The sequence below is a fragment of the Bradyrhizobium sp. 157 genome, assembly GCF_023073815.1.
Lineage (GTDB): Bacteria > Pseudomonadota > Alphaproteobacteria > Rhizobiales > Xanthobacteraceae > Bradyrhizobium.
This window is the reverse complement of record NZ_JADPKF010000004.1, coordinates 17,761-41,479: the sequence shown is the minus strand read 5'-3', so window position 1 is coordinate 41,479 and position 23,719 is coordinate 17,761. Positions and strand designations below refer to the sequence as shown.

Below are 23,719 nucleotides of genomic sequence, written 5' to 3'. Positions count from 1 at the left end.
CATGGCCGCCGTACCGCAAACCTCAAACGCCAACGACATCACCACCGTCATCTCGGCGCTGGCGAGCCGTCAGAGCAGCCGGCCCAAGGGCAAGCCGTTGAGCGGCCCGAAGCGCGCCGCCATCCTGATGCTGGCGCTGGGCGAGCAATATGGCGGCAAGGTGTGGTCGCTGCTGGACGACGACGAGGTGCGCGAACTGTCGATCCACATGTCGACGCTCGGCACCGTCGAGGCCGATGTCGTGGAAGACCTGCTGCTCGAATTCGTCTCGCGGATGTCGGCTTCCGGCGCCCTGATGGGCACCTTCGACGCCACCGAACGGCTGTTGCAGCAATATCTGCCCTCCGAACGCGTCAGCGGCATCATGGATGAAATTCGCGGCCCTGCCGGCCGCAACATGTGGGAGAAGCTCTCCAACGTGCAGGAAGAGGTGCTCGCCAACTATCTCAAGAACGAATACCCGCAGACCATCGCGGTGGTGCTGTCGAAGTTGAAGCCGGAGCACGCCGCGCGCGTGCTGGCGATCCTGCCCGAGGACCTCGCGCTCGATGTGGTCGGCCGCATGCTGAAGATGGAAGCCGTCCAGAAAGAAGTCATCGAGCGCGTCGAGCAGACGCTGCGCACCGAATTCATGTCCAACCTGTCGCAGACCCGCCGCCGCGACGCCCACGAGGTGATGGCCGAAATCTTCAACAATTTCGACCGCCAGACCGAGACGCGCTTCATCACCTCGCTGGAAGAGGAAAACCGCGAATCCGCCGAGCGCATCAAGGCGCTGATGTTCACCTTCGACGACCTCATCAAGCTCGATTCCGCCTCGGCGCAGACGCTGATGCGCAACGTCGACAAGGACAAGCTCGGCATCGCGTTGAAGAGCGCCAATGAGGAGGTGCGCGCCTTCTTCCTCGGCAACATGTCCTCGCGCGCCGGCAAGATGCTGCTGGACGACATGGCCGCGATGGGACCGGTGCGGCTGCGCGACGTCGACGAGGCGCAGGCGCTGCTCGTCAACCTAGCCAAGGACATGGCCGCCAGGGGCGAAATCACCCTGACCAAGAACCGCGCCGACGACGAATTGGTGTACTGATGGCCGCGCCCGCAAAATTCCTGTTCGACACCGACTTCGCAGCCCCCGATAGGACGCGCGAGCGTGCCGCCACGGCCGCCGAGATCGCGCAGAAGGTCGCGGAGGCTGAAGCACGTGCCTACCGCGCCGGCTACGAGGCAGCCCAGCACGAGGCCAGGGTCGAGAGCGACCGCCGCTCGGCGCTGGCGCTCGAAGAAATCGGCATCGCCATCCGCGGCATCGTCACGCGTTTCTCCGGCATCGAGGCGAGAATGGAAACCGAGGCCGTCGACGTCGCGGTGGCAGTGGCACGCAAGCTGTGCACCGAGCTGATCGCCCGCGAACCGCTCGGCGAGATCATGGCGCTGGTCAGCGACTGCTTCTCGCATCTGGTCGCCACGCCGCATCTTGTGGTTCGCATCAATGATCAGCTCTATGAGGCCGCCCGCGAGAAGATCGAACGCCAGGCGGCCCAAAGCGGCTTTGAGGGCCGGCTGGTGATCCTGGCTGAGCCCGGCATCGCCACCGGCGACTGCCGGATCGAATGGGCCGACGGCGGCGTCGTGCTGGAGCGCGCGGCCATCGAAGCAAAGATCAGCGAACTCGTCGGGCGCTATCTGGCGTCTCGCGATCAGGCCGCAATGTGAAGGCCATGAGGACTGAACCATGAGTGACACCGACGCACAGGTACCGCTACCCGATCTCAACGCCGCCGACGCGCCGCCGGTTGACGATCTCGCCTACAACGAGGACGAACAGGCCTCGCGCATCGCGGCCGACCTTGAGGCCGTATTCGACGTGCCTGTGCAGGTTTCGGCCGTGCTCGGCCGCTCCAAGATGGACGTCGGCGAGCTGTTGAAGCTCGGACCCGGCACCGTGCTCGAACTCGACCGCCGCGTCGGCGAAGCCATCGACATCTATGTCAACAACCGTCTGGTGGCGCGTGGCGAAGTCGTCCTGGTGGAAGACAAGCTCGGCGTGACCATGACTGAAATCATCAAGGCGGAACGCAGCTAACAATTTTGGCGATACGCGCCCGGAAGGCGCGAACAGACGGACAGGAGACAGACATGCGGCTTCTCATCGTTGGCACATTGAAGGGCCAGCTCACGACCGCCACCAAGATCGCAATGGCGAACGGAGCTTCCGTGACCCATGCCGAAGCGATCGAACAGGCGATGGCCGTGCTGCGTGGCGGCAAGGGTGCCGACCTGCTGCTGGTCGACGTCGGCCTCGACATCCGCGACCTGGTGATGCGGCTGGAAGCCGAACATATCCACGTGCCGATCGTGGCCTGCGGCATCTCCAACGATGCCCGCGCCGCGGTCGCCGCGATCCACGCCGGCGCCAAGGAATACATCCCGCTGCCGCCCGATCCCGAACTGATTGCCGCCGTACTCGCCGCCGTCGCCAATGATTCACGTGATCTGGTCTATCGCGACGAAGCCATGGGCAAGGTGATCAAGCTGGCGCAGCAGATCGCGGGCTCGGATGCTTCCGTGATGATCACCGGTGAATCCGGAACCGGCAAGGAAGTGCTGGCGCGCTACGTCCATTCCCGCTCCAACCGCGCCAAGCGGCCGTTCATCTCGATCAATTGCGCGGCGATCCCCGAGCACCTCTTGGAATCCGAACTGTTCGGCCACGAGAAGGGCGCCTTCACCGGCGCGGTCGCCCGCCGCATCGGCAAGTTCGAGGAAGCCACTGGCGGCACGCTGCTGCTCGACGAAATTTCCGAAATGGACGTACGGCTGCAATCCAAACTGTTGCGCGCGATCCAGGAGCGCGTGATCGACCGCGTCGGCGGCACCAAGCCGGTGCCGGTCGATATCCGCATTATCGCGACCTCGAACCGCAATCTCGCAGACGCCGTGCGCGAAGGCACCTTCCGCGAGGATCTGCTGTTCCGCCTCAACGTCGTCAACCTGAAGATCCCGCCGCTGCGCGACCGTCCGGCCGACATCCTCGAGCTGGCGCAGCATTTCGCCAAGAAATATGCCGAGGCCAATGGCGTGCCGCTGCGCCCGATCTCAGTCGATGCGCGGCGGGTGCTGACATCAAACCGCTGGCAGGGCAACGTTCGCGAGCTGGAAAACACCATCCACCGTTCGGTGCTGATGGCGCAAGGGGACGAGATTGGGCCTGAGGCCATCCTGACCCCCGATGGTGACCGGCTCGACCTCGCCAAGACCGCGCCCGCCGTGGCCCACGCCACCTTTGCCGCTGAACAGGTGACCCGTGCCCTCGTCGGCCGCACCGTCGCGGACGTGGAGCGCGACCTGATCCTGGAGACGCTGAAGCACTGCCTCGGCAACCGCACCCATGCCGCCAACATCCTCGGCATCTCGATCCGTACGCTGCGCAACAAGCTGAACGAATATGCCGACGGCGGCATCCCGATTACGCCGGCGGGGGCGGGCGATAATCAGCGGTTTGTCACGGCGGGGTAGATTGCTCGTTCCCCGGACGCGGCGCAGCGCGCGAGCGGTGCGCTGCTGAGCCGGGGTCCAGCTTCACTGCACTCCAGACAGCCGTCACGCAATCTGGGTCCCGGCTCTGCACTGCAGCGTTGCACGCTGCAGTGCGTCCGGGACACGATCGCGCCGGGAATAACTCGGCGCATCCGGCTTGCGGAAAATGTGAATGGGATCGCCGGGCTGCAGGTCACGCCCGGTAAAGACAGCATAGGCGTACAGCGCGAGATAGGCGATCGCGATCGCGCCGATGCCATAAAATACCCAGGTCGCCAATCGCTTCATTAGATAGCCGCACCACGTTGAGCCTTCGCAAGGTTAACACACCGTGGGGCGCTGGCCCAACCGCTATCCCGCCGCGACTTTTGCCGCCGGCGCGACATTGATCGCCAGCTTGCCGTAGCGATCCCTGAATGCCTCGGTGTCGATCTCCTCGAGCTGGATCGCGCCGCTCATCACGCCCTGCTTCCAGGCGTCGTGTTCGGGGTCGTTCTGGAATTCGGGCATCACCTCTTTGGCGAACAGTTCGAGCGATTCACAGATGTGCTCATGGGTATTCTTGCCCGCCTGATTGAGCAGGATCACCTGGTCGATGTGCGAGGTGCGGAAACGTCTTAGCTTTTTGCGAATGGTTTCCGGCGACCCGATCAGGCCGCCGCGCAGCGCCGCCTCCTGCGCCTCGGGATTTTCACGCTTCCATTTGTTGTACTCGTCCCACATGTTGACGGTGCCGGGGTCGGGACGCTGGCGGTTCTGCGAGGCGCCGTAGTAGCGCAGCGCGAACTGGAAGAAGGTGGCGCCATCGGCACGCGCCCGGGCCTCCTCATCCGTCTTGGCGCACATGAAGAACGACACCAGCGCCATGTTCGGATTGATCTCGTATTCCGCGAGCTTCTTCAGCCGCTTGGTGATCGCATTGTAATAGGCATGCACCCAGGCATGCGCCGCTTCAGCGCTGACGAACTGGAAGCCGAGCGCGCCAAAGCCGTTCTGGCCAGCGCGTTCGATGGTTGGCAATTGCGAGCACGCCATCCACAGCGGCGGATGCGGCTTCTGCACGGGCTTAGGCACCACATTGCGCAGGGGGATATCGAAATATTTGCCGTGATGCTCGGTACCGACCTTGGTGAACATCGGGAAGATCGCCTGAACCGCCTCCTCGAACACCTCGCGCTTGGTCTCCATGTCGCGGCCGAACGGCGTCAGTTCGGTGATGGAAGCACTCTCGCCCACGCCGAATTCGCAGCGGCCGTTGCTCAGGAGATCGAGCACCGCGACCCGCTCGGCGACGCGGGCGGGATGATTTGTCGTGAGCTGGAAAATGCCATGGCCAAGGCGGATATTCTTGGTGCGCTGGCTGGCGGCGGCAAGAAAGGATTCCGGCGCGGGGGAGTGCGAATATTCTTCCAGGAAATGATGCTCGACCACCCAGGCGTAGTCATAGCCGAGCCGGTCGGCGGTCTCGAGTTGCGTCAGCGCATTCTGGTAGAGCCGGAGCTCGTCGCCCTCTTCCCATGGGCGCGGCAGTTGCAGCTCGTAAAAGATGCCGAATTTCATGACGCCTCCCAAGACCACTTGTTGTTTTCGGGTGAGTGTATTCTCCGCAAATCGCAAGTCTAGCCTTGGTCGCGAAATGGCAATTCCGCGTCACGGAAGTTGTCTTGCATGGAACGCGCGAATGGTTAGCTTTACGGTCTGTTGAGTCGCGGCCTCACCGCCCGCTCTTCTCTCCATCTGGATCCCATGACCACCTTTACGCCGCATCAGGATTCCGCGCTGAAGGCCGTTGCCGACTGGCTAAAGGCCAAGCCGGGCCGCAACGGCACGCCGCCGGTGTTTCGCCTGTTCGGCTATGCCGGCACCGGCAAGACCACGCTGGCGCGGCACATCGCCGAGGGCGTTGATGGCGAGGTGAAATATGCCGCCTTCACCGGCAAGGCGGCGCTGGTGATGCGCAACAAGGGTTGCGACAACGCCTCCACCATCCATTCGCTGATCTATCGCGCCAAGGAATCCGGCGTCGAGCAGCCGAGCTTTGAGTTGTGGGACGACGCGCCGGCTTCGAAGGCGAAGCTGATCGTGATCGACGAATGTTCGATGGTCGACGCCGAGCTCGGCCGCGACCTGATGTCGTTCGACTGTCCGCTATTGGTCCTCGGCGACCCCGCGCAGTTGCCGCCGATCCAGGGCGGCGGCTTCTTCACCAATTGCGAGCCCGACGCGATGCTGACGGAGGTGCACCGGCAGGCGCAGGACGACCCGATCGTGCGTATGTCGATGGACATTCGCGAGGGCCGCGAGCTCGAAATCGGCCGCCACGGCGAGAGTGAAGTGGTGCCGCGCAGCGAGCTCGATCCCGACCGCGTCATGAGCGCCGACCAGGTGCTGGTCGGGCGCAACAACACGCGCCGCGCCTACAACATGCGGATACGGCAGAAGCAGAACATCGAGGATCCCCTGCCGGTCGCCGGCGATAAGCTGGTGTGCCTGCGCAACAACCGCAAGAAGGGCCTGTTCAACGGCGGGCTGTGGCGCGTCAAGTCGCGCACCCAGCCGCGATCGAAATCACAGATATTAAGCATGCGGCTGTCGCCCGACGAAGAGTTCGGCCACAAGGTCACCAAGGTCTCGGTGCGCCATGATTGCTTCCAGGGCGGCATCGAGGCGATCCCGTGGGAGCAGCGCAAGCCCTATGACGAGTTCGACTACGGCTACGTGCTCACGGTGCACAAGTCGCAGGGCTCGCAATGGGACGACGTCGTGCTGTTCGACGAGAGCTTTGCATTTCAGGACAGCCGGGCGAGATGGCTGTACACCGGCATCACGCGCGCGGCGAAGCGGCTGAGTGTGGTGGTTTAGACGGCGCTACCGTCATTGCGAAGCAAAGCAATCCATGGTGCTGCGTGCGGAAGCATGGATTGCTTCGTCGCGAACGCTCCTCGCAATGACGACGGCAACTACTTCCCGCCACGAAACAAGAATCCTCGGCGTCCCGGCAATGATCCCTGGGAAGCCGGCTTCCGGCCGCTTGCCGCGGTTTTTCACGAACTCGTGTGCCATCAGCCGTAACATTATGTGCCGCGGGCCGTATCTTTGGCACCGGAGAGAACCGGGCCGATTGCGAAACACCGTTGTCGCTCTAAACTGACCCCAACTAGGCTATCCAAGAGGAAACAATGTCCCCTCGCCATTTCAGCCGCCTCTCGCTGTGCGCCGCCGCCATCGCTGCGCTGGCCATTGCTGCTTTCACGGTAACGCCCTCGCGTGCGTCGGAAGCGGCCGTCATCATTCCCGCGCCCACGCTCGACGTTCAGGCGGCCGACGGCATCCAGACCGCCGTGATCGCCGGCGGCTGCTTCTGGGGCGTGCAGGGCGTCTACCAGCACACCGCCGGCGTGCTCAACGCGGTGAGTGGCTATTCCGGCGGCAGCAAGATGACCGCGAACTACACCATGATCGGCACCGGCACGACGGGACACGCCGAGGCGGTCGAGATCAAGTACGATCCGAAGAAGATCAGCTACGGCAAGATCCTGCAGATCTTCTTCTCCGTCGTGCACGACCCGACCCAGTTGAACCGCCAGGGCCCCGACATCGGCACGCAATATCGCTCGGCGATCTTCACCACCAATGACGAGCAGAAGAAGGTGGCGGAGGCCTATATCGCGCAGCTCAACGCCGCCAAGGTCTACAAGAAGCCGATTGTCACGAAGGTCGGCCCGCTGCAGGCATTCTATCCGGCGGAAGACTATCACCAGGACTACCTGACGCTGCACCCGAACCAGCCCTATATTGTCTTCAACGACATCCCGAAGATCGAAAACCTGAAGAAGATCTTTGCGGAGAATTACATCGAGCAGCCGACGCTGGTACGCAACGCGAAGGCTGCCAATTGAAAGGCTACCAATTAAGGAGGGCAAATGTCCGATACCAAGACATCCGGCAAGGTCGTCAAGAGCGAGGCCGAATGGCGCAAGGAGCTGACGCCGATGCAGTACGCCGTGCTGCGCGAGAAGGCGACCGAGCGGCCGTTCTCGGGCGAGTATGAGCACGAGCACCGCAAGGGCACCTATACCTGCGCCGGCTGCGGCCAGACGCTGTTCGAATCCGACGCCAAGTTCGACTCCGGCTGCGGTTGGCCGAGCTTTACGCAGCCTGCAGTGGGCAGCCATATCGATGAGGAGCGCGATTTCAGCCACGGCATGATCCGCACCGAAGTGTTGTGCTCGAAATGCAATGGCCATCTCGGCCACGTTTTCAACGACGGCCCCGGCCCCACCGGCCTGCGCTACTGCATCAACTCGGCGGCCTTGAAGCTGCAGCCGAAATAAGTTCCTGCTGGGCGGCCTTTCCGGTCGTTTCGGCGGCTATGGCAGGGGCCGTTCCGCGATGGGCCCGGTGGCGCGATTTTAATCGTGCTTCTCATCCTGCTCCTGCCCGGCAAGCTGCAAATCGTGGAACCCATTGAAATAACTTGATTTAATTTACCCGCCCCGCAGCCATGCGTGGATTCATCATCACCCCCGATGCCGGACTTCAGGGGTCGCATTTTTGTTAAAGAAGCTTATATTGGGGCCTGAAATGACGTGCACGGCGTGGCCCCTGCTGTGGCCCACCGTCATCCAATCCCCATTGCTCACACGAAAAGAGCCGAAAAAGATTGAGGTCACCGTCCATGCGTCCATTCAGCTACAACACCGCCGCCGAACTGTTTCCCGCCGCGATCCGCAAGAAGAAGCGGGCCGGTTTTGCCTATCGGCGTTTTGGCACCGCGGCGGAAGCAGTTCGCTTCGCGATCGAGGAATTGCCGGCGGACTCGCTGAATGGCGCCTATCTGCAGGTCGAGGAAGCGCGGTTCGACCAGAGCGGCATCCGCTCGCTCTATGAAAGCGAGGCGTTCCCGCTGCCGCGTCGTCCGCGCCCAGCCGCCACCGACGACAAGGCCGACGCGGCCTAACGCTTCCATATTTTCAAACAGCGCGCCCCCGGAAATCATTTCGGGGGCGTTTTTCTTTAACGCGGCTGCTTATCGAGCCAGCGCTTGAGCATGCGCACATTGCGCACGTTGGCGCGGAACATGACGTCGAAGGCGTCGCCCGCGACCGGCACCAGGCCAACCGCGCCGTCAAGCGCGACATTGGCGAGCATCCGCGCCGTGATGTGCCAGGGCGCGCCAAGCGCACGCGCCTCGCGCACCACCCACAGCGAAATCGCCGTCGTGATGATGTCGCCGACCACCGGGATCAGGCCGATCAGCCCGTCGATGCCGTAGCGAAAATTGGTGCCGGGAACGATGAAGGCGACATCCAGCAATTTGGCGATGGCATCGAGCCGCGCGATCCGCTGCTCGCGCGTCAACTCGCCGAACGGATTGGCGGCGGAATGACCGAAATCGAACTGCATTCCCTCGAACCGCGTATGCAGGTTCGGCTCGGGGAGTTCGCGCCCCTCCTGGTCGATAACCGGCCCACGTCCGGGCGCGCGTGTCCGGGAAGACGGTCCGGAACGCGAACGGGGCGGCGTATAGATATCGTCGTCTGGCATGGGCATCAGATGGTAACGCGAATGCGAGGCGCAAGTTGCGTCAAATTATCGCTTTCCCTGTCATTGCGAGCCAATGGGTCGCGCGAATGCGCGCCCGATGACAGGCTCTGCGAAGCAATCCATTTCTCCGCATAGAGGCGACAATGGATTGCTTCCGCCTTCGCTCTTCGAGCTACGGCGGACAAGTCGCTGCGCTCGCAATGATGAGGTGATAGCGTCGCAATACACCACTGTCATCCCCCGCGCAGGCGGGGATCCAGTACGCCGCGGCCTAGCCGTTCAATCACTACTGGATCACCCGCCTTCGCGGGTGACGACAATTGAGTCCCGTCGGATGGGTTTCACTGCGCGATACCCATCAATGCCGGTTGCAAGACGATGGGTATCGCTGCGCTCCACCCATCCTACAATTCGGAGTATGACTTCGCGATCTCGCGACGCGTTGCGCCCGAGCTTTGCTCTTCACTTCCCGCCCTCCTGATCAGAGCAACTGTGGCGAGGTAGCCCGGTGCTCGGGCGGCCTCAAGGCTGGCGCTGGCGCGCCCCCGCCTTCGGCGGCTACGGCCTTGACCCCGCCCGTTCACCGGTCTGTTGGCTTTGCATGAGCTCGGCCGAGGACCGAGCGCATCAAGAAGTCTGTTCGATCAGCTCAGCGCATATCGACTGGGATCCCACTTCTGCCGTCGTGCGATCATGGTGTTGAGGATGATGATCAGCTTGCGCATGCAGGCAATGAGAGCGACCTTCGGCTCCTTTCCCTTGGCAAGCAGGCGTTGATAGTAGGCCTTCAGAACGGGATTGTTCTTAGTGGCTGCGCCAACGCAGGGCATGTAGATGGCGTTACGGACCCAGCGCCGGCCACCCTTGATGTGGCGCTCGCCGCGTCGCTTTCCGCTATCGTCGTCATAAGGGGCAACGCCCATCAAGGCAGCGGCGATCTCGTCGCTCACCTGGCCAAGTTCCGGAATCCCTGCGACAAGGCTTGCGGAGCTCGTCTCGGCCAAACCCGGCACACTCTCGATGATCTCGACGCGCTCGGCAAATTCCGGCGTGGATTTGATTTTGGCGGAGATAGCGGCTTCGAGCTTGGCAATCTCGCTGGTCAGGCTCTTCAAGATGCGGGCATGCGCTTTTTGAACCAATCCCGGCGCAGCATGTTCGCTTTGGCTTACCAAGCGTATCCTGGAATCGATCAGGTCCAGGCGCGCCTTCACCAATGCCTTCAACTCCTCACGTGCCGCGTCGTGTTTCTGGCTCGGCGCCTCGCTGAACGTCTCGGCGAACCAGGCGATTATCTCTGCGTCGATCGCATCGTTCTTGGCTAGCCGTCCTGCCGACAGCGCGAAGCTGCGGACCCGCTTGGGATCGACAATCCGCACCTCGATGCCAGCCTCGCGCAGCACCTTGGCCCAGGCACGCTCATAGCCGCCGCTCGCTTCCATCACCGCCTTGTTCACCTGGTGCTTGCGAAGCCACGCCACCAGCTTGCGCTGCCCCTGTGCTGTGCTCGGCCAGGTCTGACGTAATTTGAACGCGCGTATGCATGCATCTACTTTGTCCTTGGCCACATCGATGCCCACGACACCGGGATCATTTTGTGCCATCATCCACTCCCTTCCTTGCTCGGTACGGGCTCAAAGCCCTTGCAACTGTTCGGGTTGAGGAAGACACCGGAGCTGTCCCTCGCTCTGATACAGGCTCTGTCGCCTTTGGGCGCAACGGGCTCAGCTCCAGCAACGGGCGGTTGGTGCGCAACCGCCCGTTCGCACATTCTGATAGATTTTCTGGACACAAGGGCGCAGGGAAGACCGGGTGCGCGCCGCACCCGCGGTCTCGTGTGCAATTTGCGCACTAAGAACGCGCACACGAGCATACAGGTACAGCGGGAGCATCCCGGCCTTCCCTGCGCAATGGCTTTACGGCTTACTTCGTGCTCTTCCCGGTGAACGGCTTTCTTGCCACCGTCGCCCCCGAGAAGCTTCGCTTCTCCTGGGACTTAACGCCAGCACCGCGGCGCCAGAACCACACGACTTCGCCGTACGCTTCCGGCGCCACCGTCTTGCGCGCCTTCCGCGTCCATCGCATCTCACCGCACGTTCGTGACGATCGCGAGCCGCCCCTCAATCGGGTGAGACGGGCGGAGTTATGCAGATGATTTGCGTCACAAGTTAAGCGGAATATTTTTGCCAAAGGGGCTGGACAGGTTTTTACTGATTTGCCCGTCGTGCCAATTGGTCGCGGCCGCGCTTTGAATTTTCGCTTACGAGCGCGGCAAATCAGTCGGCGGAGCTGTAGGGTGGGCAAAGCGCAAGCGTGCCCACCCTCAAGCAGCGCGTTCGATGATCGATGGTGGGCACAGCGCTATCGCGCCTTTGCCCACCCTACGGATCTACGGATCATCGCTACCACGCATCGATGCACGGGCGCTTCTTGGTCGCGCGCACTTCCGGCTTTGGCACCGAGCGCAGGCCGGACATGATCCAGTGCCGCGTGTCGGCGGGATCGATCACTTCGTCGATCTCCAGCACGGACGCAATCGAGACCGCCTTGCCGTTGGCGTAGAGCTCGGCGACCTTGGCCTTGTAATAGTCCTCGCGCTCGGCGGGGTCTTCGATCGCTTCCATTTCCTTGCGGAAGCCGAGCCGGACATAGCCTTCCAGCCCCATGCCGCCGAACTCGCCGGTCGGCCAGGCCACGGTGAAGAACGAGGCGTGGAAGCCACCGCCGATCATCGACTGCGCCCCCAAGCCGTAGCCCTTGCGCAGCACGATGCCGAACAGCGGCACCGTGAGGCTCGCGCCGGTCACGAACATCCGCGCGACATGGCGCACGATCGCGGTCTTTTCCGCCTCGGGCCCGACCATGAAGCCCGGCGTGTCGCAGAGCGATATAATCGGGATGTCGAAGGCGTCGCAGAGCTGCATGAAGCGCGCGGCCTTGTCGCCGGCCGCCGCATCGATCGCGCCGCCGAGATGCTTCGGGTTGTTGGCGATCAGGCCGAACGGTTTTCCCTCGATGCGGATGAAGGCGGTGATCATGCCGACGCCGAAATCGCGACGGATTTCCAGCACCGATCCCTCGTCGGCGAGCAGATCAATAACGGTGCGGATGTCATAGACCCGCAGGCGGTTTTCGGGAATGGCCCGGCGCAGCAGGCGCTGGTCCGGCGCTTTCCAGTCGGATACCGCGCCCTGGAAGTACGATAGATACTTTTGTGCCGCCGACGTCGCTTCCGCCTCGTCCTCGACCAGAATGTCGATGACACCATTGGGCGACTGGAACGACACGGGACCTACTTCCGCCGGATGATAGACGCCGAGCCCGCCGCCCTCGATCATCGCAGGTCCGCCCATGCCGATCGAGGCGTTCTTCGTCGCGATGATGACATCGCAACAACCCAGCATCGCGGCATTGCCGGCAAAGCAGTAGCCGGAGACAACACCGATGACCGGCACGAGACCGGAGAGCTTTGCGAACTGCACAAAGGACGGGCCGTCGAGCCCGGTCATGCCAAGCCTGTCGGTATCGCCGGGCCGGCCGCCGCCACCCTCCGCATAAAACACCAGCGGCATCCGCCATTGCTCGGCTAGGCCCAGCATGCGGTCGATCTTCTTGTGGTTCATATGGCCTTGGGTGCCCGCCAGCACGGTGTAGTCGTAGGCGATCACCATGCAGCGGGCGGCGTCCGCGCCGAATTGTTGCGCATTCACGGTGGCCACGCCGGAGATCAGGCCATCGGCCGGCGTGTTGCGGATCAGATCGTCCACCGTGCGCCGCCGCCGCTGGGCGGCAATGGCGAGCGAGCCATATTCGACGAACGAGCCTTCATCGACGAGATGGGCGATATTCTCGCGCGCCGTGCGCTGGTTGGTCTTGCGGCGGCGCTCGACCGATGCGGGCCGATTTTCGTCCTGCGTGATGGCGCGGCGCTCGATCAATTCCGCCAGATCGGGGCGAATGTGGTCGAGATCGAAATCCTCCTCCTCCGCCACATCATGCGCGTCGATCTCCGCCGGCTCCAGATAGAGGATCGGCTCGTCCTGCATCAGCGTGACGCCGGCGTCAGCCGCAATCTTCGTGACCCTGCCACCATGCGGCGCGGTCACCAGATGCTCCATCTTCATGGATTCAAGCACGGCGATCTGCTGGCCGGGGCGGACGAGGTCCCCTTCCCTGACGTCGACGGCGACGATCGTGCCTTGCAGCGGCGCCGGCACCGGCTCCGAGCCTGCCGGCCCCGCCGATACGGCGGCTTCAGGCGTGGCGTCTTCCGCCGCGCTGCCGGATTCGATCAGCGCCGTCTCCGCCGTCGCTTCGGCCTCGCCCACCAGGGCCGCGACGTGTTTGTCGATGAAGCCGGTGCTGAGGCGGTTATCAACGAAATCCGGATGCGCCAGGACCGCGGCGAGGAAGGGGATGTTGGTGGCGACGCCGCCAATGCGAAATTCACGCAGCGTCCGCGAGGCCTTATGCACCACGTCGGTCCAGTTGCCGCCCGGCGAATGCACGATGACCTTTGCGAGCAGCGAATCGAAGGCGGCGCTGGTCCGGTAACCCGAATAGCCGAACGTATCGATGCGCACGCCGGGGCCCGACGGCAGGTCGAACACCGCCAGCGTCCCGCCGGTCGGCCTGGTGGCGCCGGTCTCGTCCATCACCTCCATGTTGACACGGAGCTGCATCGCAAAGCCGCGGGGCCGCGGGATATAGCCCTGCGCAAGGCCGAGCGAGCCGAGCGTGGCGCCGGCTGCGACGGCGAGCTGCGATTGCACGAGATCGAGGCCGAGCACTTGCTCGGTGACGGTATGTTCGACCTGCAGACGCGGATTCGCCTCGATGAAGGCAAACGCCTTGTCGCTTGTCCTGGCATCGTTATCGACCAGGAATTCGAAAGTGCCGAGATTGTTGTAATTGACGGCGGCGGCAAGTTCCTTGGCCGAGTCGATGATGCGGGTGCGCAAGCTATCGGTCAGCGACGGGCTCGGCGCGATCTCGATCAGTTTCTGGTTGCGGCGCTGGATGGTGCATTCGCGCTCCCACAAATGGCTGATGGCGCCGTGGTGGTCGCAGATGATCTGCACCTCGATGTGACGGGCATTGCGGATCAGGCGCTCGACATAGACGCCGTCGCTGCCGAAGGCCGCTATCGCCTCGGACTGGCAGCGCGCAAAGGCTTCCTCTAGCCTGGCCACGTCATCGACGATGCGCATGCCGCGCCCGCCCCCGCCGGCAATCGCCTTGATCATGATGGCGCCGCCGGGGCCGAGCGACTCAAGGAAGGCCTTCGCCTGTTCGAGGCTGGTTGGGCCACTGGTGCCTTCGATAACCGGCACGCCGCACCGCTTCGCCAATGCCTTCGCCTGCGCCTTGTCGCCAAACAGGTCGAGCGCCTGCGGCGACGGCCCGACAAAGACGATGTTTTCTTCGGCGCAGCGCCGGGCGAGCGCGGAATTCTCGCTAAGGAAGCCGTAGCCGGGATGCAGCGCATCGCACCCGGTTGCCTTTGCGGCCGCGATCATCGCCTCGATGTCGAGATAGGCCCGTGCGCCGCGGCCGGGGATTTCATGCGCGGCATCGCCGGCGCGGACGTGCAGCGACTGGGCGTCATCGGCGGAATAGATCGCGACGGTGGCAAGCCCGGCGTCGCCGGCGGCGCGCGCGATGCGGATGGCGATCTCGCCGCGGTTGGCGATCAGCAATTTGTGGAAGGACATCGACGTTTCCGTTCAGGCGTCGGAGCGAACTGAAGGGGTGACTGCCCCATCTCGCCCCGCTTGCTTCCCCCATGCACCACCGACGGCGAAACACGGCCACCGGTTCGTTTCCCGTTGCTGAACATGAAACCTTTGCCGAGATTCTGCGCAAGTGGAATTTCGTTCCACATCACGGAATTCGCAAGACAGGCTCGGCTTAGCGGCAATCCAAATGCGCTTCGAACCAGCTTTGCAGCGAGGTCGAAAGCGCCGGCCAGGCGCGCTGAAGGCCGGAGAGCTTTTTCGCATTGGCGCGGTAGATTCCGCGCAGCTCATTCTCGATTCCAGGCAGGTCGACGCCGGTGCACCGGGCTTCGCTGACGATCAGCCGTCCATCAACTACCACATCGCGCAGGAGAGACGCGTTGCCGCGCGCAAACAAGAGGTCGATGGGCTCGACGGGGATGATCTGGTCGCGGTCGAGGCGGTCGAGATCGAGGGTGACGAAATCGGCCGGTGCGCCGGAGATGAGTTCACCGGTACCGGGTGCGCCCGTCGCCTTGCGGCCATTGGCGATCGCGAGCGCGAGGAATTCGGAAGCGGTCCAGGTTCGCTGGAAGCCGAGGCCGCCGTGCATCATCTGCACCAGCCGCATCTCGCGCAGGACATCGTCATCTTCATCGAGCGCGAGACCGTCGACGCCGACCGCGATGGCGCAGCCACATCGGTGTGCCGCGGCGATCGGGGCGAGGCCGGAGCGCAGGTGCATATTTGAGGAGAAGTTGGTAACGATACGCGCGCCGGACGCAGCGATCATTTCGATCTCGTCGGGGCGGGCGTGGATGCAATGCGCCAGCGTCAGCCGCTCCGACAGGAAGCCGATGTCGCGGAGATAACGGACGATGCCATCCGGGAAATGCTGGTCTGCCCAGGCGCGCTGATAGATTGTCTCCAGAAGATGCATGTGGATGCGTCGCCCGGTCTGTGCCGAATTCTCAGCCACCGCCTCGAGCAGCGGTTTTGAGCACCATTGCACGCCCGCGGGGCCAAGCTGTACGTCCACCTTCGGCCCCGCGATAACCGAGGCAATCGCATCTGTCAGCTCAATGTAGGCTTTCGGCGGCATCGGCGCACGGACGAACAACTCCTCGATCGTCTTGCGGTCATCGTCGGAGAGTTCTGACAGCACCGGTTCGCTGTCGCCATAGACCACCGGATTCTGGTCGCGCACGGCGAGCGCAAACGCGATGCGGATGCCGACGTCGGACGCCGCCCGCGCAATCGCCTTCGCCTCCTCGACCAGCGGCATGGTGCCGCTTGGCCGGGTGTAGTGCACCATCATCGCCGCGCAGCCCGCCCGAGCCGAGCGCGCCAGCGCGGAAGCCGCGGTCAGATAGGGATCAACCGGCGTGCCGAGCGCGGAGCGCAGGATCCAGCTTTCCAGGGGCATGCCGAGCGCGCAGAACGAGGACGCGGTCGGCCGCGCGTGATCGTGGGCGTTGACGAAGGCGGGAAGAATGAGGGAGCGCGGGCCGGTTGTAGGTGACGTCGCCGGCGAGATCGACCTGATGAGGCCGTTGTCGTGATGAAGCACGACGTTGTCGAGCAGCCCGCGGTCGGAGCTAGAGAATAGGCTGTGTGCGGCAACTTCGGTGGCCATAAGGGCACTCCGTCATTGCGAGGAGCCAACGGGTCGCGCGAAATGCGCGCCCGATGACAGGCTCCACGACGAAGCAATCCATCTTTCCTCGCACGGAGGCATGGATTGCTTCGCTACGCTCGCAATGACGAGTTGATATACCACCCTGTCAATTCGCCGTATACACCAGCTCCCGCTCCGCGCGCGGCGGCAGGAATTCGCGGGAAAAAATCTCCGACGGCGCCGGTGCGCGGGCGAGCTGGTAGCCTTCGACAATGATGCCGATGGCGCGGGCCATGCGGTCGTCCTTGACGTCGCCGACGCCGATCTCCTTCATCTCCGGCGAGACGATCAGCTTGTCGAAGGAAAACTGCAAGCGGCGCTTCTCGACCTCTGCATTGATCAGATTGTCGTAGTTCAGCGCGGCCTTCATGCCGGCATTCTGATCCTTGGCGATCGCGATCACGGCCTTGTTGACGGCACGAACCAGACCAGCGACGGCCTTCGGATTGGACACCAGCAGCTTGCGCGATACCATCATGCCGTTGGAATAGAGGTCGAGCCCGTAGTCGCCGAACGAGAACCATTTGTAGTCCTTGTCGGGGTCCTGGCGGTTCAGCACGAGATTGAAATAGCTGGTGATGTTGAAGACCAGTGCGGCGTCGATATCGCCCTTGATCAGCATCGGCTCCTGCAGGTTCGGCGCCATGTTGGAGATCTTGATCTTCTCGCCCTCCAGCTTGTTCTTGTTGGCAAACACCGGCAACAGCCGCGTCGTCGGCGTGCCCTGCGCGCCGCCCAGCGTGCGGCCCTCAAAGTCCTTGATGGTGTTGATGCCGCTGGTCTTCTTGGTGACGATGGCGAATGGCGGCTGGTTCCAGATCATGTAGACCATCACAGGGGCGTCCTGCGGCTTGGTCGAGGCGTTCTGGATGATGGCGTTGACGTCGCCGAAGCCCGCGTCATAGGCGCCCGACATGATGCGCGTCACCGTCGCTCCAGAGCCCTCGCCCTGATCGATCACCACATTGAGGCCCTCTTCCTTGAAGAAGCCGTTATCCTTCGCATAGAAGAACGCGGCATCAGAGCCTTGCGTCTTCCAGCCCAGCGTAAACTTGATCGTCGTCTCCTGGGCATTGGCAACGCCGGTAAACAGGACGGCTCCCAACAGCGCGGCACTTACTCTGGCTAACATCGCGGGTCTCCTCGATAAGGGTTGAAGGACAGTTGGCGAAACCTTGGCTCATGTTGCGATCATGTCGTTCTTGCGGGTGGCCCAGCCGGTGACGCGCCCCTCGATTACGGAGAAGATCACGTAAAGCGCGACGCCGAGGCCGGCGAGCACGAACAGACCGGCGAACACCAGCGGCACATTGAAATTCGAGGACGCAGTCATCATCACATTGCCGATGCCGCGGTTCGAGGCGACGGTCTCCGACAGCACCGCGCCGACAAAGGCGTAGGAAATCGCGACCTTCAGCGAGGCAAAGAAGAACGGCATGGTCCGCGGCAAGCCGACATTCCAGAGTATGTCGAACTTGCTGGCGCCCAACGCCTTCAGCACGTCTTCGAGTTCGGGTTCGGTCGTCGCCAGTCCCGTCGCGATGTTGACGACGATCGGGAAGAAGCAGATCGAGAGCGCGGTCAGCACCGCCGGCACGCTGCCGGAGCCGAACCACAGCACGAAGATCGGCACGACAGCGACTTTTGGAATCGAGGAAAATCCAACGAGCAGCGGATAGGCGGTATCATAGGCGGTCTTCGAGACGCCGATGATAGCGCCGAGCATGACGCCAAGGCCCACGCCAAGAACAAAACCGATCATCGTCGTCGCCAGCGTCTGCAGGATGTGCGGCCACAGGATCGGGAATTTCTCGATTAGCGTGACGAGCACCTGCGAGGGGCGCGGCAGCACCAGGTCGGACATGCCTGATATCAGGCAGAACAATTCCCAGGCGACGAAGAACAGCACGATCAGTGCTGCCGACCAGGCTTTTTGGCGATAATCGAGATCGGGCATGTCAGGCTGCTCCCTGCGCAGAAGCCGTTCTGGCATCGACGATGAAGGCACGGAGCTTCTGGTTCAGCGCGACGAAATCAGGCTCGAAGGTCATGGCCACGGTGCGTGGCCGGGCGAAGTCGACCCGGCTGTCGTCGAGGATGCGGCCGGGCCGCGCGCTCATCACGCAGATGCGGCTGCCGAGAAAAGCGGCCTCGCGCAGATCATGGGTCACCAGCAGCACGGTCGGCCGGTGGGCGATCCAGAGGTCCTGCAGGATCGACCACAGCTCTTCCCGCGTGAACTGGTCGAGCGCGCCGAAGGGCTCATCGAGCAGCAGCATGCGCGGCTCGTGAATCAAGGCGCGGCAGAGATTGGCGCGCTGAAGCATGCCGCCGGAGAGCTGCCAGGGGTAGCGGTTGCCGAACCCTTTGAGGCCGACCTGCTCCAAAAGCGCGTTGGCCTTGTCGCGGAATTCGGCCTTGCGCAGCTTTCGGAACTGCGAGCGAAACGGCTCGACGATCTTGAGCGGCAGCATGATGTTGCGCTCGATCGACATCCACGGCAGCATGGTCGGATTCTGGAACGCCATACCGACGCGGAGCGCCCGCGCGGCGACTTCGCGGCCGCCGACGATGACCACGCCTGATGTGGGCTGCACCAGGCCGCTCACCAGCCGCAGGATGGTCGACTTGCCGCATCCGGACGGCCCGACGAGGGCGACGAACTCGCCGTCGGCGATCCGCAGCGTGGTCGTAGAGAGGGCCCGTACCGCCCGGGCGCCACGGCCGAAGGTGACAGAGGCTTCCGAGAGTTCGATCGCGATCGGAGCGGCGGAAGCCGGAACCGGCGCGCGCTGAAATTCGGAATGTGGTTGCATGCGCATCATGGCTGGAAGTGCATGCAAGCCGGATGCCAGCGAAACTTGCCTTTGAAATCAATGAGCCTACGGTTCGCCGCCCGAGCCGGCGGACTCCTTTTGTGCAATTCCGCCCTCAAAGTGCATGCAATTGAGGCGCACAATCAGTCGGTAATTGTGATAAGAGAGCCCCATTCGAAGCACCCGTCAGGAGTCGCCGATGGCGCCCCGCTCCGCCAGCAAGACCGCTGAGCCGTCCGACAAGGTCGGCGTGATCTGCCGCGCGCTGCGCCGCGCCATCATCGAGCAGGCGCTGGCGCCCGGCGCAAAGCTGCCGGAGGATTCACTCGGCGAGCGGTTCGGCGTCAGCCGCACCATTGCTCGCCACGCGCTGGGCCAATTGGCCGCCGAAGGCCTGGTCGAGCTTCGCCGTAACCGGATCGCCGTGGTGGCGACGCCGAGCTGGCAGGAAGCGCGCGATGCCTTTGATATCCGGATCGAACTCGAACGCCTGGTGGTGCGCCAGCTCGCCGGCAAGCTGACCAAGAGCCAGATTGCCGAACTCAATGCCCATGTCGATGCCGAGGACCGCGCGCGCGACGGCTCGGATGCGGTGTCGATTCGCCTCGCGACGGAATTCCACATCCTGCTCGCCAACATGACGAACAGTCCGATCCTGGTGCGCTACGTCAGCGAGGTCGCCTATCGCTGCTGCCTGACGCTATCGCTCTACAGCCGGCCGCACTCCTCGGAATGCGCGATCAACGAGCACCGCGCGATCATCGCAGCGTTGGTCAAGGGCGACGAGACCAAGGTGATGAGCCTGATGCACAGCCATCTGGATTCCGTGGCCAGCCGCGCGCTGGTAGCCCCTGCCCCGCCGCGCGGCCGCGATTTGCTGGATATTCTGGCGCCCTATGCCGAGGAAAGCGAAGGCGAGCGGGTAGTGAAGATGCCGAAGGTGGTGCGGGCGAGGTAGGCGACGTGTCCCGGACGCGGCGCAGCGTGAAACGCTGCTCCGCAGAGCCGGGACCCAGGGATCGGCGAGTGGACCCCGGATCAGCAGCGCACCACGCCGCAAGTGCGGCGTGCTGCGCAGCATCCGGGGAGCGACCTCACGCCTCAATCCCCATCTGCACCAAAATCCGCTCGGCGCTGTCGTTCCAGACGTCCATCTTCACGATCTGCCCGCCCCTGACCACGAAGCGATCGACATAGCGGTTACCTTCGAACGGCGTGCCGTCGAGCCATTCGCCATACAGCGTGCCGATGCTGTAGACCACGGTCTCTTCCGCGCCCGGGCAGACGTCGAAGCGGTCCATCTTCTTCTTGACCCAGCGATAGCGCCGCGCGTTGAAGCCGGTCGGGCCGCGCGGATGATCGAACTCCCGGCCACCGGTGAACGTGATGATCGTGCCCGGCTTCATGTAGGCCGCGGCCGCATCGGGATCCGGGATCATCGAGGCCGTGAGATAGGCCTCGACCACCTCGGCGTCGGACATTCCCTTCACTTCGGCTTTGGCGGCGACAGACATGGCGGTTTCTCCTGGTGCGGCGAAATACTACAGTTCGAGCAGCAAACTGCATGCACATATTTTGAACAGTTCAGCCTTCCAATTGCACACAATCTGGAGCTGCCCGGCGCCCCCGCTTCCGATAGGTTGAGACCTTCTTTCTCCAGCCAGACGCCCGATGAACACCAAATCCGCCTTTGACCTGATCTTCCGCAACGCCAGGACGCGAACCTTGGCCACGCCTGTCGATATCGGCGTCGCCGGCGGGCGTATCGTCGCCATCGAACCCCGGCTTGCCTGCGAAGGACCCGAGATCGAGGTGGACGGCAGATTGGCCCTGCCCGGGTTCGTCGACAGCCACATCCATCTCGACAAGGCCTGCCTGCTCGGCCGTTGCGCGCACAATCACGGCAGCGTCAGCGAAGCCATCGCCGCCGTCGCCGCGATGAAGCGCGATTTCACGGTCGAAGACGTCTATGCGCGCGGCGCACGGGTGATCGAGCGCGCCATCGTGCATGGCACGACGCGGATGCGAACCCACGTGGAGATCGATCCACGGATTGCGCTGCGCGGTTTTGAGGCGATCAAGGCGCTCAAGCGCGATTATGCCTGGGCGCTCGATCTCTCGATCTGCGTGTTTCCGCAGGAAGGACTGACCAACGATCCCGGCGCGGAGGAACTGCTCATTGCGGCCTTGCGCGACGGCGGTGAGGTGATCGGCGGCTGCCCCTATATGGACACCGACCCGAACGCGCATCTCGAAAAGATTTTCGACCTGGCGCAGCAATTCGATATCGATGTCGACCTGCACCTCGACTTCGACCTTGACCCCTCCTGGTGTCATCTCGAAGAGGTCTGCCGGCAGACCGAGCGGCGCAACTACGAGGGCCGTGTCGCGATCGGTCACGCCACCAAATTATCGGCGCTGCCGCCGGACCGGCTGAAGGCCGCAACGGCGCGCCTCGCAAAATCCGGCGTCGCTGTCACCGTGCTCCCCGCCACCGATCTCTATCTGATGGGCCGTGACGCCACGCATAATTCGCCGCGCGGGCTAACGGTGGCGCACAGGCTGGTTGAAGATGGCGTTCTCTGTTCGGTCGCGACCAACAATGTGCTCAATCCCTTCACCCCGTTCGGCGACGCTTCGCTGCTGCGGATGGCGAATTTCTACGCCAATGTCGCGCAAGCAGGGGTCAGCGACTTCGACGCCTGTCTCGATCTCGTCACCGAATTGCCGGCGCGGCTGATGAACCTGCGCGATTACGGCATCGCGCCGGGCAATCCGGCGGACCTGATCATTCTCGATACCGACAGCGGGACAAACGCGATCGCGGAATTGCCTGATGTGCTGATGGGATTCAAGAACGGGCGGAAGGTGTTCGAGCGGCGAAAGCCGACGCTGTTTTCGCCGCGGGGCTAGCGCATTCCGGAACGTCGGTGGCTACATCCTTCGAGACGGCGCTTTCGCGCCTCCTCAGGATGAGGTCTGAAACCGAAGTCTAAGACCCTCGTGGTGAGGAGCGCGGCAACCCGCGCGTCTCGAACCATGCAGGCCTCGGCGCGCCGGATAAGCACGATCTGCATTGACGGTCTGCGCTGCCCTGCAATTGACGATCCGGCCAATCCGTTGTTGTTATCAGCCAACCACAACAACAAGCCCGGGGCAGGAAATCATGAAAAAAGCCACCACCATAAGAAGCGTCGAAACGCTCGCCTGCGACGCCGGCTGGCGGAACTACCACTTCGTCAAGATCATGACCGAGGACGGAATCGTCGGCTGGAGCGAGTACGACGAGGGCTTTGGGGCGCCCGGCGTGACGGCGGCGATCGAACGGCTTGGCGCGCGCGTTGTCGGCAAGAACGCGTTTCAGCACGAGCGGATCTACGCCGAACTGTTTGCCGCGACGCGACCGGCCGCCGGCGGCGTAGTGGCGCTGGCGCTTGGGGCGCTTGAGAATGCGCTGCTCGACGTCAAGGCGAAGGCGCTCGGCGTGCCCTGCTACGAACTGCTCGGCGGCAAGATCCGCGACCGCATCCGGGTCTACTGGTCGCACTGCGCGACCTGGCGCATCAACCACCCTGATTGGTTCAAACCGGCGATTATCGATCTCGATGGCGTGAAATCGATCGGCCGCGAGGTGCGCGAAAAGGGCTTTACGGCGATGAAGACCAACATCTTCGTCTATACCGACGGCAAGCCGCAGGGCTGGCGGCCGGGCTTCGGTTCGCCGTTCGAACCCGAGATCAACGTCGATCGCAAGGTGCTGCGCAATCTCTGCATGCACCTCGAAGCAATCCGCGACGGCGCCGGTCCCGACGTCGATCTGCTGCTCGACCTCAACTTCAATGCCAAGACTGAGGGCTATCTCAAGATACTGCGCGCCATCAAGGACATGGATCTGTTCTGGGTGGAGATCGACACCTTCAACCCGCAGGCGCTCGGGTACATCCGCCGCCAGAGCCCACATCCGGTCTCATCCTGCGAGACGCTGTTGGGGCTGCGCGAGTTCCTGCCCTATTTCAACGAACAGGCGATGGACGTCGCCATCATCGACACGCCCTGGAACGGGGTGTGGCAATCGATGAAGATCGCCGCGGCCGCCGAGCACTTTGAGGTCAACGTCGCCCCGCATAATTTCTACGGCCATCTCTGCACCATGCAGAACGCGCATTTCTCCGCCGCGGTGCCGAATTTACGCATCATGGAAACCGACATCGATCGCTTGGCGTGGGACCATGAATTGTTCACCCACGTGCCCGAAATCGTCGACGGCCATCTGATAATGCCGGACCGCCCCGGCTGGGGCACCGAGCCCAACGAGGAAGGCCTGCGCGCCCATCCGCCAAAGAGCCAGGGCGGGCTGTTGAATTACGGGCAGAAGAAGTAGGCGGAGCCATGTGCCGTCATACTCCGCGCATGCGGGGTATCCA

Annotated in this window: 21 protein-coding genes and 1 pseudogene; 12 read left to right on the top strand and 10 right to left on the bottom strand. The window is 63.2% G+C overall.

The annotated features are described in order from the left end of the window. Position 1 precedes the first annotated feature (1 nt). Genes fliG through IVA95_RS00380 form a run of 4 tightly spaced genes read left to right on the top strand, consistent with a single transcriptional unit; the run spans position 2 to position 3,516 of the window. Positions 2-1,087 carry a flagellar motor switch protein FliG gene (gene fliG, locus IVA95_RS00395; protein ID WP_213249252.1) on the top strand — a complete coding sequence of 362 codons (1,086 nt, stop codon included), beginning with the start codon at positions 2-4 and terminating at the stop codon, positions 1,085-1,087. Continuing rightward, complete coding sequence (locus IVA95_RS00390; protein WP_247508689.1) at positions 1,087-1,713, top strand: FliH/SctL family protein; 627 nt, start codon at positions 1,087-1,089, stop codon at positions 1,711-1,713. The genes fliG and IVA95_RS00390 overlap by 1 nt, the downstream gene beginning before the upstream one ends. Before the next feature lie 19 nt (positions 1,714-1,732). Next, positions 1,733-2,083 carry a flagellar motor switch protein FliN gene (gene fliN / locus IVA95_RS00385; protein ID WP_065731301.1) on the top strand — a complete coding sequence of 117 codons (351 nt, stop codon included), beginning with the start codon at positions 1,733-1,735 and terminating at the stop codon, positions 2,081-2,083. Positions 2,084-2,136: 53 nt separating this feature from the next. Continuing rightward, on the top strand, positions 2,137-3,516 hold the full coding sequence (locus tag IVA95_RS00380; protein ID WP_247508688.1) for a sigma-54 dependent transcriptional regulator: 1,380 nt from the start codon (positions 2,137-2,139) through the stop codon (positions 3,514-3,516). A gap of 84 nt (positions 3,517-3,600) precedes the next feature. Here the strand turns inward: IVA95_RS00380 and IVA95_RS00375 are convergent, their stop codons facing one another. Beyond that, positions 3,601-3,825 carry a hypothetical protein gene (locus tag IVA95_RS00375; protein ID WP_247508749.1) on the bottom strand — a complete coding sequence of 75 codons (225 nt, stop codon included), beginning with the start codon at positions 3,823-3,825 and terminating at the stop codon, positions 3,601-3,603. A 63-nt stretch (positions 3,826-3,888) separates the two neighbouring features. Beyond that, positions 3,889-5,097, bottom strand: coding sequence for an LLM class flavin-dependent oxidoreductase (locus IVA95_RS00370; protein ID WP_247508687.1), 1,209 nt, complete (start codon positions 5,095-5,097; stop codon positions 3,889-3,891). Between the two features lie 186 nt (positions 5,098-5,283). Between IVA95_RS00370 and IVA95_RS00365 the strand changes: the two genes are divergently transcribed. The 5 genes and pseudogenes from IVA95_RS00365 (at position 5,284) to IVA95_RS00345 (ending at position 8,497) form a co-directional block, all read left to right on the top strand. Continuing rightward, positions 5,284-6,399: an ATP-dependent RecD-like DNA helicase gene (locus IVA95_RS00365; protein WP_247508686.1), complete on the top strand. Its 1,116-nt coding sequence runs from the start codon at positions 5,284-5,286 to the stop codon at positions 6,397-6,399. 317 nt (positions 6,400-6,716) lie between these two features. Beyond that, complete coding sequence (msrA, locus tag IVA95_RS00360) at positions 6,717-7,436, top strand: peptide-methionine (S)-S-oxide reductase MsrA (RefSeq protein WP_247508685.1); 720 nt, start codon at positions 6,717-6,719, stop codon at positions 7,434-7,436. Between the two features lie 24 nt (positions 7,437-7,460). Continuing rightward, positions 7,461-7,871, top strand: coding sequence for a peptide-methionine (R)-S-oxide reductase MsrB (msrB, locus tag IVA95_RS00355; protein ID WP_247508684.1), 411 nt, complete (start codon positions 7,461-7,463; stop codon positions 7,869-7,871). 4 nt (positions 7,872-7,875) lie between these two features. Continuing rightward, positions 7,876-8,018: pseudogene (locus IVA95_RS00350) on the top strand (DUF3309 domain-containing protein). A gap of 197 nt (positions 8,019-8,215) precedes the next feature. Next, on the top strand, positions 8,216-8,497 hold the full coding sequence (locus IVA95_RS00345; RefSeq protein ID WP_057842144.1) for a hypothetical protein: 282 nt from the start codon (positions 8,216-8,218) through the stop codon (positions 8,495-8,497). A 56-nt stretch (positions 8,498-8,553) separates the two neighbouring features. On the opposite strand, the gene IVA95_RS00340 is transcribed toward IVA95_RS00345, so the two are convergent. From IVA95_RS00340 to IVA95_RS00310, 7 genes are all read right to left on the bottom strand, one after another. Further along, positions 8,554-9,090, bottom strand: a complete 537-nt coding sequence (locus IVA95_RS00340) for a DUF4112 domain-containing protein (RefSeq protein ID WP_247508683.1) — start codon at positions 9,088-9,090, stop codon at positions 8,554-8,556. 638 nt (positions 9,091-9,728) lie between these two features. After that, positions 9,729-10,688, bottom strand: a complete 960-nt coding sequence (locus IVA95_RS00335; protein WP_247508682.1) for an IS110 family transposase — start codon at positions 10,686-10,688, stop codon at positions 9,729-9,731. A 798-nt stretch (positions 10,689-11,486) separates the two neighbouring features. Next, entirely contained in the window at positions 11,487-14,798 is a 3,312-nt protein-coding gene (locus tag IVA95_RS00330; protein ID WP_247508681.1) for a carboxyl transferase domain-containing protein, read from the bottom strand. Positions 14,799-14,994: 196 nt separating this feature from the next. Continuing rightward, a complete protein-coding gene (locus tag IVA95_RS00325) occupies positions 14,995-16,437 on the bottom strand; it encodes an amidohydrolase family protein (protein WP_247508680.1) in 1,443 nt (480 codons plus the stop codon). A 148-nt stretch (positions 16,438-16,585) separates the two neighbouring features. Beyond that, a complete protein-coding gene (locus tag IVA95_RS00320; protein ID WP_247508679.1) occupies positions 16,586-17,611 on the bottom strand; it encodes an ABC transporter substrate-binding protein in 1,026 nt (341 codons plus the stop codon). Positions 17,612-17,659: 48 nt separating this feature from the next. Then, a complete protein-coding gene (locus tag IVA95_RS00315) occupies positions 17,660-18,436 on the bottom strand; it encodes an ABC transporter permease (RefSeq protein ID WP_247508678.1) in 777 nt (258 codons plus the stop codon). Between the two features lies 1 nt (position 18,437). Then, on the bottom strand, positions 18,438-19,295 hold the full coding sequence (locus IVA95_RS00310; RefSeq protein ID WP_247508677.1) for an ABC transporter ATP-binding protein: 858 nt from the start codon (positions 19,293-19,295) through the stop codon (positions 18,438-18,440). A 199-nt stretch (positions 19,296-19,494) separates the two neighbouring features. Between IVA95_RS00310 and IVA95_RS00305 the strand changes: the two genes are divergently transcribed. Next, positions 19,495-20,253, top strand: a complete 759-nt coding sequence (locus IVA95_RS00305; protein WP_213249474.1) for a GntR family transcriptional regulator — start codon at positions 19,495-19,497, stop codon at positions 20,251-20,253. Positions 20,254-20,389: 136 nt separating this feature from the next. Here the strand turns inward: IVA95_RS00305 and IVA95_RS00300 are convergent, their stop codons facing one another. Then, positions 20,390-20,809: a nuclear transport factor 2 family protein gene (locus tag IVA95_RS00300; RefSeq protein ID WP_247508676.1), complete on the bottom strand. Its 420-nt coding sequence runs from the start codon at positions 20,807-20,809 to the stop codon at positions 20,390-20,392. Positions 20,810-20,966: 157 nt separating this feature from the next. Between IVA95_RS00300 and IVA95_RS00295 the strand changes: the two genes are divergently transcribed. Continuing rightward, a complete protein-coding gene (locus IVA95_RS00295) occupies positions 20,967-22,208 on the top strand; it encodes an amidohydrolase family protein (RefSeq protein WP_247508675.1) in 1,242 nt (413 codons plus the stop codon). Between the two features lie 253 nt (positions 22,209-22,461). Next, the gene (locus IVA95_RS00290) at positions 22,462-23,676 is read left to right on the top strand and encodes a mandelate racemase/muconate lactonizing enzyme family protein (RefSeq protein ID WP_247508674.1); all 1,215 of its coding nucleotides are present in this window, start codon (positions 22,462-22,464) and stop codon (positions 23,674-23,676) included. Positions 23,677-23,719 lie beyond the last annotated feature (43 nt).

Coding starts and splice junctions, on each gene's coding strand:
- IVA95_RS00305 (WP_213249474.1), top strand. CDS start 19,495: ATGGCGCCCCGCTCCGCCAGCAAGACCGCTGAGCCGTCCGACAAGGTC.
- IVA95_RS00300 (WP_247508676.1), bottom strand. CDS start 20,809: ATGTCTGTCGCCGCCAAAGCCGAAGTGAAGGGAATGTCCGACGCCGAG.
- IVA95_RS00345 (WP_057842144.1), top strand. CDS start 8,216: ATGCGTCCATTCAGCTACAACACCGCCGCCGAACTGTTTCCCGCCGCG.
- fliG (WP_213249252.1), top strand. CDS start 2: ATGGCCGCCGTACCGCAAACCTCAAACGCCAACGACATCACCACCGTC.
- IVA95_RS00290 (WP_247508674.1), top strand. CDS start 22,462: ATGAAAAAAGCCACCACCATAAGAAGCGTCGAAACGCTCGCCTGCGAC.
- msrA (WP_247508685.1), top strand. CDS start 6,717: ATGTCCCCTCGCCATTTCAGCCGCCTCTCGCTGTGCGCCGCCGCCATC.
- IVA95_RS00335 (WP_247508682.1), bottom strand. CDS start 10,688: ATGGCACAAAATGATCCCGGTGTCGTGGGCATCGATGTGGCCAAGGAC.
- msrB (WP_247508684.1), top strand. CDS start 7,461: ATGTCCGATACCAAGACATCCGGCAAGGTCGTCAAGAGCGAGGCCGAA.
- IVA95_RS00295 (WP_247508675.1), top strand. CDS start 20,967: ATGAACACCAAATCCGCCTTTGACCTGATCTTCCGCAACGCCAGGACG.
- IVA95_RS00310 (WP_247508677.1), bottom strand. CDS start 19,295: ATGCAACCACATTCCGAATTTCAGCGCGCGCCGGTTCCGGCTTCCGCC.
- IVA95_RS00340 (WP_247508683.1), bottom strand. CDS start 9,090: ATGCCCATGCCAGACGACGATATCTATACGCCGCCCCGTTCGCGTTCC.
- IVA95_RS00370 (WP_247508687.1), bottom strand. CDS start 5,097: ATGAAATTCGGCATCTTTTACGAGCTGCAACTGCCGCGCCCATGGGAA.
- IVA95_RS00330 (WP_247508681.1), bottom strand. CDS start 14,798: ATGTCCTTCCACAAATTGCTGATCGCCAACCGCGGCGAGATCGCCATC.
- IVA95_RS00380 (WP_247508688.1), top strand. CDS start 2,137: ATGCGGCTTCTCATCGTTGGCACATTGAAGGGCCAGCTCACGACCGCC.
- IVA95_RS00320 (WP_247508679.1), bottom strand. CDS start 17,611: ATGTTAGCCAGAGTAAGTGCCGCGCTGTTGGGAGCCGTCCTGTTTACC.
- IVA95_RS00315 (WP_247508678.1), bottom strand. CDS start 18,436: ATGCCCGATCTCGATTATCGCCAAAAAGCCTGGTCGGCAGCACTGATC.
- IVA95_RS00365 (WP_247508686.1), top strand. CDS start 5,284: ATGACCACCTTTACGCCGCATCAGGATTCCGCGCTGAAGGCCGTTGCC.
- IVA95_RS00375 (WP_247508749.1), bottom strand. CDS start 3,825: ATGAAGCGATTGGCGACCTGGGTATTTTATGGCATCGGCGCGATCGCG.
- IVA95_RS00325 (WP_247508680.1), bottom strand. CDS start 16,437: ATGGCCACCGAAGTTGCCGCACACAGCCTATTCTCTAGCTCCGACCGC.
- IVA95_RS00390 (WP_247508689.1), top strand. CDS start 1,087: ATGGCCGCGCCCGCAAAATTCCTGTTCGACACCGACTTCGCAGCCCCC.
- fliN (WP_065731301.1), top strand. CDS start 1,733: ATGAGTGACACCGACGCACAGGTACCGCTACCCGATCTCAACGCCGCC.